12 protein-coding genes are annotated in these 13,621 nt (G+C 70.4%); 6 read left to right on the top strand and 6 right to left on the bottom strand.

Annotated features, from left to right (window positions below; translation table 11 throughout):
- Window positions 1–209 precede the first annotated feature (209 nt).
- Entirely contained in the window at window positions 210–1,754 is a 1,545-nt protein-coding gene (locus tag AB0L53_RS31460) for an amidohydrolase family protein (protein WP_364001424.1), read from the bottom strand.
- A gap of 242 nt (window positions 1,755–1,996) precedes the next feature.
- Between AB0L53_RS31460 and AB0L53_RS31455 the strand changes: the two genes are divergently transcribed.
- Window positions 1,997–2,446, top strand: a complete 450-nt coding sequence (locus tag AB0L53_RS31455; RefSeq protein WP_364001421.1) for a hypothetical protein — start codon at window positions 1,997–1,999, stop codon at window positions 2,444–2,446.
- Window positions 2,447–2,458: 12 nt separating this feature from the next.
- Here AB0L53_RS31455 and AB0L53_RS31450 read toward each other — a convergent pair whose 3' ends face one another.
- Window positions 2,459–5,782 carry a DUF4153 domain-containing protein gene (locus tag AB0L53_RS31450; RefSeq protein WP_364001418.1) on the bottom strand — a complete coding sequence of 1,108 codons (3,324 nt, stop codon included), beginning with the start codon at window positions 5,780–5,782 and terminating at the stop codon, window positions 2,459–2,461.
- Window positions 5,779–6,462, bottom strand: a complete 684-nt coding sequence (locus AB0L53_RS31445) for a response regulator transcription factor (protein ID WP_364001415.1) — start codon at window positions 6,460–6,462, stop codon at window positions 5,779–5,781. The genes AB0L53_RS31450 and AB0L53_RS31445 overlap by 4 nt, the downstream gene beginning before the upstream one ends.
- Before the next feature lie 72 nt (window positions 6,463–6,534).
- On the opposite strand from AB0L53_RS31445, the gene AB0L53_RS31440 reads away from it, so the two are divergent.
- From AB0L53_RS31440 to AB0L53_RS31430, 3 genes are all read left to right on the top strand, one after another.
- Window positions 6,535–7,389: an arylamine N-acetyltransferase gene (locus tag AB0L53_RS31440; protein ID WP_364001412.1), complete on the top strand. Its 855-nt coding sequence runs from the start codon at window positions 6,535–6,537 to the stop codon at window positions 7,387–7,389.
- A 44-nt stretch (window positions 7,390–7,433) separates the two neighbouring features.
- Window positions 7,434–8,537 (top strand): protein kinase, encoded by a 1,104-nt coding sequence (locus tag AB0L53_RS31435; RefSeq protein ID WP_364001409.1) that lies wholly within the window; start codon window positions 7,434–7,436, stop codon window positions 8,535–8,537.
- A gap of 101 nt (window positions 8,538–8,638) precedes the next feature.
- The gene (locus AB0L53_RS31430; RefSeq protein WP_357941526.1) at window positions 8,639–8,830 is read left to right on the top strand and encodes a hypothetical protein; all 192 of its coding nucleotides are present in this window, start codon (window positions 8,639–8,641) and stop codon (window positions 8,828–8,830) included.
- Window positions 8,831–8,861: 31 nt separating this feature from the next.
- Here the strand turns inward: AB0L53_RS31430 and AB0L53_RS31425 are convergent, their stop codons facing one another.
- On the bottom strand, window positions 8,862–9,173 hold the full coding sequence (locus AB0L53_RS31425) for a DUF3817 domain-containing protein (protein ID WP_357941524.1): 312 nt from the start codon (window positions 9,171–9,173) through the stop codon (window positions 8,862–8,864).
- A 2-nt stretch (window positions 9,174–9,175) separates the two neighbouring features.
- Window positions 9,176–9,961, bottom strand: a complete 786-nt coding sequence (locus AB0L53_RS31420; protein WP_364001404.1) for an SURF1 family protein — start codon at window positions 9,959–9,961, stop codon at window positions 9,176–9,178.
- Between the two features lie 105 nt (window positions 9,962–10,066).
- Between AB0L53_RS31420 and AB0L53_RS31415 the strand changes: the two genes are divergently transcribed.
- Window positions 10,067–10,237, top strand: coding sequence for a hypothetical protein (locus AB0L53_RS31415; protein WP_357941520.1), 171 nt, complete (start codon window positions 10,067–10,069; stop codon window positions 10,235–10,237).
- A gap of 162 nt (window positions 10,238–10,399) precedes the next feature.
- The gene (locus tag AB0L53_RS31410) at window positions 10,400–11,854 is read left to right on the top strand and encodes an NAD(P)/FAD-dependent oxidoreductase (RefSeq protein WP_364001401.1); all 1,455 of its coding nucleotides are present in this window, start codon (window positions 10,400–10,402) and stop codon (window positions 11,852–11,854) included.
- Here AB0L53_RS31410 and ggt read toward each other — a convergent pair.
- Window positions 11,851–13,581, bottom strand: coding sequence for a gamma-glutamyltransferase (gene ggt / locus AB0L53_RS31405; RefSeq protein ID WP_364001398.1), 1,731 nt, complete (start codon window positions 13,579–13,581; stop codon window positions 11,851–11,853). The two genes, AB0L53_RS31410 and ggt, sit on opposite strands and share 4 nt — an antisense overlap.
- Window positions 13,582–13,621 lie beyond the last annotated feature (40 nt).

The raw sequence follows: 13,621 nt of genomic DNA, 5'->3' as shown, positions 1-13,621 counted from the left end.
TCATGTTTATTTTATGATCTTGTACGGCAGGCCGGGTGGAGGTGGCTGGGCGCCGATGTTTTTATGATCTTGTACGGCAAGCCCGGTGAGCCCCACCCGCCACACGGGGCCGGGCCCTGTCCAGGGGCACGCTCCTCCGGTGGAGGTGGCTGAGCGCCGTGACGTGCGCGTTCTTGGCCCCGTCCGTGGTTCCAGGGGGCGCCGGCCGGTTACGGGCGCAGTGCTCGTCCTGGAGTCTTGCCCGTCAAGGCGCCGTTCGCCAGCACCGGCACCCCCGACACGAGCACGTCGTCCACTCCCCTCGCCGGTGTGCGCGGAGTCTCGTACGTGGCCAAGTCCGTCACCGTCGCCGGATCGATCACCACCACGTCGGCCGCGAAGCCGCGCCGGAGCAGGCCGCGGTCCGTCAGGCCGAAGCGTCGCGCCGGGTGCGACGACAGGTGGACGGCGGCCTGCCCCCACGTCCAGTCGCCCAGCTCACGCACGTGCCGTCCCAGGAACCGGGCGAACGCGCCGAAGCCGCGCGGATGCGGGTGGCCGCCCACGTAGATGCCGTCCGAGCCGCCCGTGTGCGAAGGGTGGCGCAGCACGCGGCGTACCGACTCCTCCCCCTCCGGGCCCTCGTCGGGACGGGCCGTCACGCAGCCCGCTTCCAGGCGCGTCTCGACGAGCAGGCGGCGGCAGAACTCATGCGGCGCCAAGCCCGCCCGCTCGGCCGCTTCGACCATGCCCAGACCCTCCGCCCACTCCAGGCCGGGGGCATGGGAGATGGTCAGGCGCGGCCAGGTCCGCGCCAGCTCCGGCCACCAGCCGTCGAGCTCCCCGGACGACAGCATCTCCAGGGCGCGGTCCGGCTCGGCGCCCGGGACCTCGGGCGGCAGGACGACCATCGCCAGGATGGTGTTGCCGCGCAGGTAGGGGTAGGAGTCGAAGGTCAGGTCCACGCCCCCGGACAGCGCCTGCTCCACCAGGGGGAGCAGGACGTCGGCGGGTCCGTGCAGGTGGGAGATGTGCACGGCCGTACCGGATCGCTGGGCTATCTCGACGACCTCCGACATGCCTACGTCGGCTCGCTCGCCGTAGGCCCGCATGTGGGTGACGTACGGCAGGCCCGCGAGGGGTGCGCACAGGGCGGCCAGTTCCGCTGCTGAGGCGTAGCGGCCGGGCAGGTACTCCAGGCCGCTCGACAGGCCGACCGCGCCGTCCGCCAGGCCGCGTTCGACGTGGGCGAGCAGGCGGGTCAGCTCGTCGGGTGCGGGGGTGCCTGAGGAGGGGCCCATGACGTCGTAGCGGATCGTGCCGTGCGGGATCAGGTAGGCGGTGTTGAGCGCGACCGCGCGGTCGTACCCCTGGAGCAACTCGGCGACCGACAGCCCGCCACCGGAACGCACGCCATCCGAGGCACGGGGGCCATTCACCGCTGCGAAGTAGCGTTCGGCGTACGCGACGGTGTCGGCGGAGCCAGGGGCGAAGGACAGGCCATCCTGTCCCAGTACGAAAGTGGTCACCCCCTGGCGAAGTGTCGCCAACTGTACGGCGGGGTCGAAGACGGCCGCGTCGCCGTGGGCGTGGCAGTCGATGAACCCCGGTGCGACGAACCGTCCGCTCGCGTCGATGACGGAGGCGGCCTCCGCGCCGTCGAGGCGGCCCACGGCGGCGACCCGGTCGCCGGTGATCGCCACATCGGCTCGGTACGGCGGCGCCCCCGTCCCGTCGAGCACGTGTCCGCCGCTGATGATCACATCGAAAGCCACTCAAGGATTAAACATGATCCAGCAGGTACCGCGCGGCTGCGGTCCAACCCGGGAAACCCGTCCGGCGACTGTCGCCGACTCGAACGGCCGACAAAACAGAACATGATCACTTTTGATCAAGCTTGAGATGGTTAATGCGCTACATGGCTATTTGTCCACTATATGAGCGGGAATTACCTCAAGACGCTCGTTGCTCGAGGCGGGACACATGGCCGTGCTCTTCGCCGGAGACGGAGAAGGTCATGATCGAAAGAGGCGCGCTCGTCGTCCTAGGATCGGCTCTTGTCGCCGCCCTCGCCCTGCCTCAGGGCTTCACCGCGGCGGTCCCGGCCACCCGTACGGCGGCCCTGTCGACACGGCTGAACCCGTGCGACGACAAGGGCCAGGGCTGCGCGAAGGGTTACTCCGACGGCTACGCCAACGGCGTCCGGTGTCAGCCCTCCCGCCCAGGTAAACACCCGGCCTCAGGCCAGCCGGACTACAAACTCGGCTACAAGGTCGGCTGGGCGGTGGGCCGGAAGCACGCCGGCTGTGGCGGGGGCGGTACATCCGGGCGCGCCCAGTCCAGGCACCAGGGCAAGAGACGGGGCGCCGCGGACGCGGCCAGGTTCCACCGGTGTGTGAAGGGGCACTTCAAGGGCCGGTCGAAGACGTTCAAGCACGGTTACCGGGCCGCCAATCCCCACTGCTAGGACCACCGGCCGTCAGTCGGAGATCCGGGGCTCCGGGCGGTCGCAGCCCGTGGTCGTGGTAGCGACCGGGCGCTTGGCGAGCAGTTCGCGGGCCTGCGACCTGGCCAGATTCCAGCCGTTCCACGCGTCCGGCTGGTTCAGGCCGTTGGCCTTGATCACGTCGGTCAGTACGCAGCTGCGTTGCGGTTCCGGGAGCCGGTCCAGGGCCGGTACGGCTTCCGCGCCGAGGTCGCCCAGGTAGTCCGCGTCCAGTTTGGCCGGCCCGCGTACCACCACCTGCGTCTGGGCCACCTGGAAGTCCGGGTTGACGATCGCGAACGCGCCCAGTCCGAGCCCGGTGACCAGCACGATCGTGCGGGGCAGCCAGCCGGAGCCGCGACCGGCCAGCCGAGCCGCGCCCGCCAGTATGACCAGGGCGAACAGCGCGCCCAGCCACCAGACCGTGGCCTGCACCGACAGGCGCAGCCGGGACAGGCCGTACGCCTCGGTGTAGAGGTCCATGCGATGCAGCGCGGAGGCCAGCACGACCATGGTGAGGGCGCAGAGCACGCCCAGCTGGCCGGCCAGCAGCCAGCGTTCGCGCCGCTCGGTCCGGAGCAGCCCGGCCACGACGGCGACGATGCACATCACGAACACGCTGACGACGACGAGCTGGAAGAAGCCCTGCCTGGCGTACTCGGCGTAGGTCAGGCCGGCGGTCTTCAGCACCCAGGAGTCGCCGCCGAACAGCACAGTGATCTGTACTGCCACGAACGCCGCGAACAGCAGGTTCACCGCGGTCAGCGGCACCACCCAGATGCTCCTGGACACACCGAACTTGACCTCGGGCCCGATCGGATCCACCACGGGCCGCAGCGCGACCAGCACCACGGCGGCCAGCAGCACGGCCCCGACCACGAGCAGGAAGATCCGCAGCGGCACCGACTCGGCCCAGTCCGGGGTCGCGGTCAGGCGCTCCAGGTAGGTGGCGAAGACAGGATCGGCCGAGGCGAACAGCAGCCCGAACACCACCAGCAACACCGCCGTGATGCCCAGGGCCGCGACCATGGGCAGGATGCGCCGCTTGGCGGTCAGCCGCTTGAGCGGCTTGGCCAGGAACCACGGCACCGGCCCCAGCGCGAGCAGCACCGACACGCCGCCCCTGATCACGCCCAGCCAGCCGAACCCCGCCCCGGAGACGGCCAGCGCCAGCAGCCCGCACCCGGCCAGGAACAGGATCCCGACCAGCCAGTCGGCGTCCCGCACGGCGGCCATCGCGATCAGCCAGTAGGCGGTCAGGCCGAACAGCACCGTCCACGGCGTGATCCGCCGCAACACCGCGGGCAGCGCCGCGGCGCCCAGCACCATCGTGACCAGGACGATGCCCAGGCCCACCTGCGCGTCCGGCAACGCCACGGCCGTGAACACGCCGGCCCCCGCCGCCGCCGGCAGTAGCCAGCGCGGCGTCTCGGGCAGGTCGGGGCGCGGGAAGAGCGGCGGCGGGACGTACGGCGGAGGCGGTGACTGCGGCCCGTGCCCCTGCGGCCCGTGCCCCTGCGGTCCGGGGACCTGCGGACCAGGGACTTGCGGACCAGGCACTTGCGGACCGTACACCTGCGGCCCGTGAACCTGCGGACCAGGCTGACCCGGCCCCTGGTACGGCTGGCCCGGCGGCCGACCCTGAGCGGGCTGGTACGGCAAGGCACCGGCAGCCCGTCGCCCGGTGCCCGCCCCCAGAGACACCCCGACGGCCCCGATGAGCGCGGTGACCAGCACGAGCGTGATGAGCGCGGCCGTGTCGCTGCCCGAGGCCACACTGACGAACACGGCCGCGAACAGCCCGACCAGGAACCCGAGGAGCAGCCCGACGACGCCTCCCCCGACCATCCGCCCGAGCCGCCCATCAGACACCGGCACCGCCGACATGGCCGCCTGGGCCGGTGCCGGCGAAACCCCCGACAGACCCCGCGACGGAGCCGGAGCGACCGGCTGACCCGGAGCGACCGGCTGACCCGAGGCCACCGGCTGAGCCAGCGCGACCAGTTGCGCCAAGGAGTCCGACAGAACCGAGGAGGTCGGCTGGACCGACGGGACCGGCTGAGCGGACGGGACCGGCTGAGCGGACGAGACCGGCGACTCCGGCTCCTGAGAAGACGAAGCCGCGAGCACCGCCGTCTCAGTCTCCGGCACGGCCTCCGCATCCCCAGCGCCAGAAGCCCCAGCGGCCCTCACCTCAGACAGACCCGGCTCAACCCCACCGACCGCCGCAGCGAGAACCTCCGACTCGACTAAAGGATCACCCGCCGCAACGGACGGCACCCCTTCGCCGGCCCCCGAAACAGGTTCTAATGGCGTATCCGCCATGATGGTCCTCCCTGGTAGATCGACGATCATGCGGCACCCCGCGCAGTCGTCGATGCGGATCGAACCGCCATGCAGTTCGACGATCTCCTTCACGATCGCCAACCCCAGCCCAGCACCCCCGCCGTCCGCCGTCCGTCCCGCGTCCAACCGGGAGAAGCGCTCGAACACCCGCCCGTGCGCCGAGGCGGGGATCCCCGACCCCTGGTCGGCGATGGTGATGCGGACCCCGTCCCCGTCGGGCGCGCCGGTCACGGTGACCGAGCCGCCGGGCGGGCTGTGGCGTACCGCGTTGTCGAGCAGGTTCGCCAGGACCTGGGCGAGCAGGTCGGGGTCGGCGCGTACGACGAGGTCGGCGGGGACCACCGGGGTGAGCCGGACGTCCTCCCGCGCCAGCGCGGCCTCGCGTACGGCCTGCTCCAGCAGCGGCGCGAGCTCGACCGCTTCCGGTTCCATGAGGCGTACGCCCGAGTCGAGCCGTGACAGGTCGAGCAGTTGCGCCACGAGCCGGCCGAGCCGTTCGGTCTGGGCGAGCGCGGTCTTCATGGTGACCGGGTCGGCCGCGGAGACGCCGTCCACGACGTTCTCCAGGACGGCGCGCAGGCCGGTGATGGGGGTGCGCAGCTCGTGGCTGACGTTCGCGACGAGCTCGCGCCGTTGCCGGTCGACCTCGCCGAGGTCGGCCGCCATCGCGTTGAACGCCCTGGCCAGCTCCCCGACCTCGTCGCGCGAGGTGGCGCGGACGCGCAGCGTGTAGCGGCCCTTGGCGATGGTCTGGGCGGCCCTGGCCATCTGGCGCAGCGGCTTGGTCATGCCCATGGCGAGCACCTGCACCATGATCAGGGCGAGGACCAGCGCGACGGCGATCCGGATGGGCCGGGAGAGGCCGGAGTTGATGCCGACCTCGTTGACCAGGAAGGCGGTGCCCACGGCCAGCACGATCACCAGGCCGAGCTTGACCTTGATACGGCCGAGGAAGTCGAGCGGCTGCCTCATCGGCGGACCAGCGCGTAGCCGACGCCGTGCACCGTGCGGACGACGCCGGAGCCGAGCTTGCGGCGTAACGCGCGTACGTGGCTGTCCACGGTCCTGGTCGCGGCGGCCTCGGAGAAGCCCCACACGTCCGACAGCAGCCGGTCGCGCTCGAAGACCTGGCCGGGCCGCTCGGCCAGGCGGCGCAGCAGGTCGAACTCCGTCCTGGTGAGCTGCGCCTCGGCGCCGCGGACGAACACCCGGCGGGCCGCGGTGTCGATCTCCACCTCGCCCACCCTGATCACCGTGTCCTCGGAGGCGAGCTGGACGGCCCGCTCGACCCTGCGCAGCAGCGCGTGGATCCGGGCCACCAGTTCGCGCATGCTGAACGGCTTGGCCAGGTAGTCGTCCGCGCCCACCCCGAGCCCGACCAGCACGTCGGTCTCCTCACCGAGCGCGGTCAGCATGAGCACCGGAACCGGCCGGGCCGCCTGCATCCGGCGGCACACCTCCAGCCCGTCGAGTCCCGGCAGCAGCCGGTCCAGGATCACCAGATCGGGCTCCGCCCTGCCGTACTCGGTCAGGGCCGTCTCCCCGTCCCCCGCCACCCTGACGTCGAACCCCTCGGCCGCCAGCCGGTTCCGTACGGCCAGGGCGATGGTCTCGTCGTCCTCGACCAGGAGGATGCGTCGCTGCTCTGCCACGGACGAAAGCCTAGAAGGGGGCTGTGCAGACGGCACTCCCCAATCTGTGCATATCCGGTGCAGACTTGGTCGGTGAACACGGACGGATACCTGCGCCGCCTCGGGCTTCCCGACCTGCTGACCGCCCCGCCCACGGCCGAGAACCTGCGCCGGTTACACGTCGCGCACATCGAGCGGGTCCCGTACGAGGCGCTGCAGATCTGGCTCGGCCGCCCCACCACGGTCGATCCCGTCGAGTCGGCCGGGCGGATCATCGGCGGCCGCGGCGGCTACTGCTACCACCTGAACGGCGCGTTCTCCCTGCTGCTCATGACGCTCAACTACGACGTGACCAGGCACGTGGGCGGCGTGCAGGTCCCCAACGGCGCGCCCGGCATCACCGCCAACCACCTGGTGCTCACCGTTCGCGGGCTGCCGTCCGAGGACAATCCGGGCGGCGAGTGGCTGGCCGACCTCGGGCTGGGCGACGCGCTGCACGAGCCGCTCCCGCTGGTCGCGGGCGTCTACCGGCAGGGCCCTTTCTCGTACGGCCTGCGGCGTTCCGAGGTCGCGCCGGGAGGCTGGCGGTTCGACCACGACCCGAGCGGCTCGTTCCCGGGCATGGACTTCGACCCCGCCCCGACCGACATGTCAGCTTTTACTGCGATGCATCATCACCTGTCGACGTCGCGGGAGTCGGGTTTCGTGCGGGTCGCGACGGTCGCCCGGCGGGACGCTTCCGGCGTGGACCTCCTCCGCGGGCTCGCCCTGTCGCGCGTGGGCAACGGCGCCCATTCCATCACCCTCCACACGGCTCGTGACTACTACTCCGCGTTGTCCGACGTGTTCGGATTGCACCTGGACGACGTTAGTCAAGAAGAGAAAGAAGCCCTGTTCGGGAAGGTTCACGACGCGCATGAAAAGTGGCTGTCGGGAACCAACGCCTAGCCCATGGCTTTGCCATAGAACGTGGCGATATCGTGCACCTCGGGATGGGAGAGACCAAGAAGCTCGCCGGTCGCTACCGGCTGCTGAACCCTTTGGGCACGGGTTCCGTACGACTGGCATTCGACGAGGTAGAACATCGTGACGTCGCGGTCAGGGAGCTACGTGTGCCCGCCGAGTTACGCGGATCCGCGCTGCAGGACGCGCGGCGGGCCGCCGGGCTCCGGCATGCCTCCGTCGTACCGGTTCTCGACGTGGTGGTGGAGGACGGCGAGCCGTGGCTGGTGATGGAGTTCGTCTCCGGCACCTCGCTGGAGCAGACCGTTGACTCGCGGCACCCCTTGCCCGTGCAGCAGGCCGCCCGGGTGGGCGTGTGCCTGCTGTCGGCGTTGCGGACCGCTCATGACACGGGAATCGTGCACGGGCGGGTCAATCCGGGCAACGTGCTGCTCACCTCGACGGGCCGGGCGGTGCTCACCGGGTTCGGGCTGCCGGGGCTGGGCATGCGGCCGGCCGCCGACATGTGGTCGATGGCCGCGACGCTGCACTTCGCCGTCGAGGGCCGGCCGCCGGGGCGGGCCCCCGCGGAAAGCACCGACGCCTTCCGATGGCTGGTCAGGGCCATGCTGGAGCCCTCCGGACCGCCGCCGGTCGACGTGGTGGCCGGGATGCTCGACCGGCTGGCCGTGGAGCAGACGCTCGGGCACGTCCTCGCCACGGCCGGGCCGCTGCCGCCCGCCCGGGTGGCCGAGATCGGGCTGGCCGTACTCGACCAGCTGGCCGACCTGCACGCCCGGGGATCGCATCACGGCGGCGTACAGCCGGGCAACGTCCTGATCGACACGGCCGGCCGGGCCACGCTGGCCACCACGCCCGCGCCCGCGCCGGTGTCGCACGCGCCCGTGATGCCGGCGACGATCCCGGCCTACACGGCGCCAGAACGCGTGCCAGGGCCGGCGGCGGACCTGTGGTCGCTGGGCGCCACGCTGTTCGCGGCCGTCGAGGGGCATCCGCCCGCGCCCGGCGCCCCGCTGGCCAAGGCGGGCGCGCTGGCGCCGGTACTGTTCCGCCTGCTGTCGGGGTTCCCGGCGCACCGGCCGGGGCCGGACGCGCTCCGCAAGGACCTCAAGGCCGTGGCGGACCTGTTTTGAGATACATCGCGATTGGAACCACCGGGATGGTCCACTCGTTGGACTCAAGACGCACAATGGGAGAGGCGGGGCGCGCGCTCCGCGTACGGAGGAAGTTGAGGATGTCACCAGTCCAGAAGTACGCCATCGGCGCAGGCGCCGCGGTTCTGCTCTCGCTGATCTTCTTGCCCGGCTGGCTCACCCTGCTGGTCGTCCTCGGCGTGGTCGCCGCCCCGGTGGTCGGTTACCTGATGCTCGACCCGTCGCAGCGCGAGCGGCTCAAGCGAGCCCGCAGACGCGGCATCGGCAGCTGAACCCAACCCGAGCCGGGCACGCGGCGGGGCCTCAGGCCGCCGCCGCGGCCAGGGCCGTGTGCACCCGGCTCGTCACCCGGCGTTCGATGTAGAAGGACAGGAACGGCACCGTGCCGCCGAGCATGATGCCCAGCATGTACGGCCAGCTCCAGCGCGCCTTCATCCCCAGGTTCATCACCGTGATCAGGTAGATCATGTAGAGGAAGCCGTGGATGGGCGCCACGATCTTCGACAGGCCCACGATGCCGAAGCCGTATCGGAGCACCATGGCCACGCAGAGCACGAGCAGCATCACGCCGACGATGTAGGCGAGCACCCGGAAGGGCTTCAGAGCCGATTCCACCGTTAACCTTCCAGAACCATCTCAGGGGACTTGCCACTGTCCCGATCACGATCCGCTCGCACGGCATCGCGTACGAAGTGGAACCACATGAACACGGCGAACCCCGCGAAGATCCACCAGTTGGCGGCATAAGCGAGATTACGCCAAGTCAACTCCCCGCCGACGACCGGCGGCCGGACCTTCACCGGCGTCAGCGGCCCCGAGGCGGGCTGGGCGACGACATAGCCGTTGCGCACCTTCTGCCCGCTCCACAGGTTGATCAGCTCACCGGTGGACACCGTCTGCACCTGCCCCGCGGGCAGCCCCTCGGTGCGGCGCTGCACGCTGTCGGTGCCCTGCGACGGGCGCAGCCGGCCGGTCACCGCGACCTTGCCACCGGGCACGGCCGCCGCCGGATCGCCGGCCTTGGCCACCCAGCCGCGGACGACCGGCACCAGCGTGCCGTCGTCGAGCCGGAGCGGCGTGAGGACCCAGTAGCCCTCGTCGCGCGAGACGTTGCCGCCGGGCGCGTCGACGTCGGCCGGCCGGTCGGCCACGAGCAACTGGCGCGGCGCGTCGTAGACGCCCTCCGCCGAGACCTTGCGGCCCACTGCGGGCCCGGTCAGCTGCGCGCCCACCTGGGACAGCGTGGCGACGCCGACGGCGGCGGGATCGGTGACCGCGTGCGGCTTGCCGGAATCCTGGAACACGCCGAGCTGCCAGCGCCCGAGCAGGATGAACGCGATGAGGACCCCGATCGTCAGCAGGTGCAACCCCACCACGCGTGGGGAGAACAGGGTCCGGAGCATGCTTCAAAGCTATCCGGCCACCAGGCCGGTCCCCTAATCAGCCCATGTCCACAGATCACACCAAAAGCGGCAAGCGCACCAGACGATCACGCTAAGCTGCTGGGCATGTCTGACCAGCATATCGACCCTGCCGGCAACACTCAGCAGTTCCGCGCGTTCGCGCAGCGGTCCGAGCAGGAGGCGGCGCCGAGCAAGAAGTCCCCCATTCTGCCGATCGTCGCGGTGATCGCCGTCGTCGTGATCATCGGCGTCGCGGCCTTCCTGCTCCTGCGCTAATCCCGCGCACTTCAGAGCGCCGACGGCCACCCGCTCTCGGCGCTTTTCGTGTGCCCTGAGAGCAGGTAACATACCGACCAGTCGGTGTGATATGGGTCACCCTGGACGGACCTGGACGCCTCTCATTACATTGGACAAGTCGTCTAATAATGCGGAGGAGCAGTGGACGAGCCAGGAATAGTGATCATCGGTTCGGGCTTCGCCGGGATCGGCATGGCGATCAAGCTCAAGGCCGCCGGCTACCACGACTTCGTCATCCTGGAGAAGGCCGCCGACCTGGGTGGCACCTGGCGCGACAACACCTATCCCGGCTGCGCGTGCGACGTGCCGTCGCCCATGTACTCCTACTCGTTCGATCTCAATCCCGGCTGGTCGCGGATGTTCTCCCCGCAGGAGGAGATCTGGGACTACCTGCGGGCGTGCGGCGAGAAGCATGGCATAACCCCGCATTTCCGGTACGGCAAGCGCGTCATCGCGCTGGAGTACGACGACCTCGACCGCCGGTGGGCGGTGACCACGGACGACGGCGAGACCCTGCGGACGAATGCCGTGGTGTCGGGCATCGGCGCCCTACGCATCCCATCGTTCCCCGAAATTTCGGGACGTGAGGTTTTTGCGGGGGCGGCCTTCCACTCCGCCGAGTGGGACCACTCGGTCGATCTGACCGGCAAGCGCGTCGCGGTCATCGGCACCGGGGCCTCGGCCATCCAGTTCGTGCCGCGGATCGCGGAACGCGCGGCGCGGCTCACCGTGTTCCAGCGCACGCCACCCTGGATCCACCCCAAGCCGGACTTCAGCTTCTCACCCCGGGCACAGCGGCTCATGCGGTTGCCGGGCGCCGCCAGGACGGTCCGCAACGCCATCTACTGGCTGCTGGAGACCAGGGCGCTGGGTTTCACCCTCGACCCCAAGCTGATGAAGGCGTCCGAGCAATCGGCGCTCAAGCACCTGGAGAGGCAGATCCCCGACCCGGAGCTGCGTGAGCGACTGACGCCCGACTACACGATCGGGTGCAAGCGCATCCTGCTGTCCAGCGACTACTATCCGGCGCTGACCCGGCCGAACGTCTCGCTGGTCACCGACGGGATCGCCGAAATCAGGGAGCACTCGATCGTCGACGCCGCCGGGGTCGAGCACGAGGTGGACGTGATCGTCTACGGCACCGGGTTCAAGGTGACCGAGGCGCTCCAGCGGCAGCGGATCGTGGGCCGCGACGGGCTGAAGATCCAGGACGCCTGGCAGGACGGCATCGAGACCTACTACGGCATCTCCACCGCCGGGTTCCCGAACCTGTTCTTCCTCCTCGGCCCGAACACCGGCCTCGGCCACAACTCGGTCGTCTTCATGATCGAGTCGCAGGTCCGCTACGTGATGGACTGCCTGCGGCTGCTCTCGAAAACCCAGGCCAGGGCCATCGACGTCAAGCCGGGACGGCAGCGGGCGTTCAACCGGCGGCTGCGCGAACGGCTCGACCCGCTGGTGTGGAACGCGGGCGGCTGCCGGTCCTGGTATCTGGACGAGCACGGGGTGAACCGGACGCTGTGGCCGGGCTTCACCTTCGAGTACTGGGCGCGTACCCGGAAGATGAAGCCCGGCGCGTACGAACTGATCTACTAACCCGGTCTCACTACGAGGGCGCTGCCGCCGCCCCGCCGAACCGGCTCGGCGACCGCCTGCACCTTGCCCCGGCCCAGGAACTCCAGCGCGGTGGCCGCGCCGATCTCCGTGGTCAGCGCGAGCTTGTGCCCGCGCGCCTCCAGCTCCGCCCGGTACTTGTCGAGGAAGGCCTGCTCGGCCAGCGTCTGCTCGGTGTTGCGCTGCGTGGCCCGCGGCGCGGCGACCGCGTCGGGCAGGCTCATGCCCAGCTCGAAGCGGTTGACCAGGATCTGCAGCACGGTCGTGATGATCGTCGAGCCGCCCGGCGAACCGGCCGCCAGCACCGGCCGGCCATGGGCGAAGATCAGCGTCGGCGCCATCGACGAGCGCGGGCGCTTGCCGGGGGCCGGCAGGTTCGGGTCACCGGGGGCGGGGCCGAAGGTGAAGTCCGTGAGCTCGTTGTTGAGCAGCACCCCGCGCCCCGGGACCACGATGCCGTTGCCGCCGGTGGACTCGATCGTCAGGTTGTAGGCGACCACGTTGCCCCACCGGTCGGTGATGGTCATGTGGGTCGTCTCGGGGCCTTCGTCGGTGGTCGCCGTGGCCGTGCCCGCCGGGGTGGCGCACGCCTCATAGCTGCCGTCGGGGTTGCCGGGGGGAGCGGGGTTGGCCATCGCCTTGTCGCCGATCAGGCAGGCGCGTTCCTTGGCGAAGCCGTCGGACAGCAGCTCCTTGAGCGGCACGTTCGGGATGTCGCCGACGTACTTGTTGCGGTCGGCGAAGGCCAGGCGGGAGGCCTCCAGATATTCGTGCAGGCCCACGCTCGGCAGGGCCTCCAGGATGTTGAGCGCCTCGCCCACGGTCGAGCCGCCTGAGGAGGGGGGCGCCATGCCGTACACCTGCATGCCGTTGTAGTCCACGCGCGTGGGGTCGCGCTGGAGCACCCGGTAGGCGCGCAGGTCGGACAGCTCCATCAGGCCCGGACGTACGTTGCGGGTGGCGCCGGGGGTGACGGGCGGCTGCTTGACCGTGGCGACGATCTCCTTGCCGAGCTGCCCGTCGTACAGCCAGCTGATTCCGCGTTTGCCCAGCTCGCGGTAGGTGGCGGCGAGTTCGGGGTTCTTGAAGACTGAGCCGACGGGCGGCGGGGCGCCGTTCGGGAGGTAGAGCTTGGCGGTGGAGGTGATGTCCTTGAAGCGGGCGAGGTTCGCGGCGGTCTGGTCGTAGAAGGTCTGGTCGACGACGAAGCCCTTGGACGCCACCTCGACGGCGGGCTGGAGCGCCTGCTTCAGCGAGAGCGTGCCGTACTTCCGCAGGGCCACATCCCACTGCGCGAGCGTGCCGGGGATGCCGGCCGACAGGCCGCTGGTGACGCCCTCGTCGAACGGGATGCCCTCCAGCGTGGTGGCGGTCATGGCCTTCGGGGCGGTCTCGCGGCCATCCAGTGTGACCACCCTGCGGCTGCGGGCGTCGTAGTAGACCATGAAGCCGCCCCCGGTCAGGCCCGAGGAGTAGGGCTCGGTCACGCCGAGCACGGCGCCGGCGGCGACGGCCGCGTCCATGGCGTTGCCGCCCTGCTTGAGTACGGCGATGGCGGCCTTGCTGGCGTCGAAGTCCACCGTGGCGACCGCACCGCCGTACCCCTCGGCGACGGGGGCCTTCTGCTGCGGTGTGGGAGCGGCCAGTGCTGGGGTGGAGGCCAGCGAGATGAGGATTGCTGCTGCTGCAGGAACGATCACTCGGCGCATGTGTCCACGATGGCCCAGGTACGCCCATCGTGGTAGGGCC

It is taken from the genome of Nonomuraea sp. NPDC052129 (assembly GCF_040680095.1).
Lineage (GTDB): Bacteria > Actinomycetota > Actinomycetes > Streptosporangiales > Streptosporangiaceae > Nonomuraea.
This window is presented reverse-complemented; position numbering and strand designations above follow the sequence as displayed.

Excerpts from the sequence above, each read along its gene's own strand:
- AB0L53_RS31455 (WP_364001421.1), top strand. The coding sequence starts at position 1,997 with ATGATCGAAAGAGGCGCGCTCGTCGTCCTAGGATCGGCTCTTGTCGCC.
- AB0L53_RS31450 (WP_364001418.1), bottom strand. The coding sequence starts at position 5,782 with ATGAGGCAGCCGCTCGACTTCCTCGGCCGTATCAAGGTCAAGCTCGGC.
- AB0L53_RS31435 (WP_364001409.1), top strand. The coding sequence starts at position 7,434 with ATGGGAGAGACCAAGAAGCTCGCCGGTCGCTACCGGCTGCTGAACCCT.
- AB0L53_RS31430 (WP_357941526.1), top strand. The coding sequence starts at position 8,639 with ATGTCACCAGTCCAGAAGTACGCCATCGGCGCAGGCGCCGCGGTTCTG.
- AB0L53_RS31420 (WP_364001404.1), bottom strand. The coding sequence starts at position 9,961 with ATGCTCCGGACCCTGTTCTCCCCACGCGTGGTGGGGTTGCACCTGCTG.
- AB0L53_RS31415 (WP_357941520.1), top strand. The coding sequence starts at position 10,067 with ATGTCTGACCAGCATATCGACCCTGCCGGCAACACTCAGCAGTTCCGC.
- ggt (WP_364001398.1), bottom strand. The coding sequence starts at position 13,581 with ATGCGCCGAGTGATCGTTCCTGCAGCAGCAGCAATCCTCATCTCGCTG.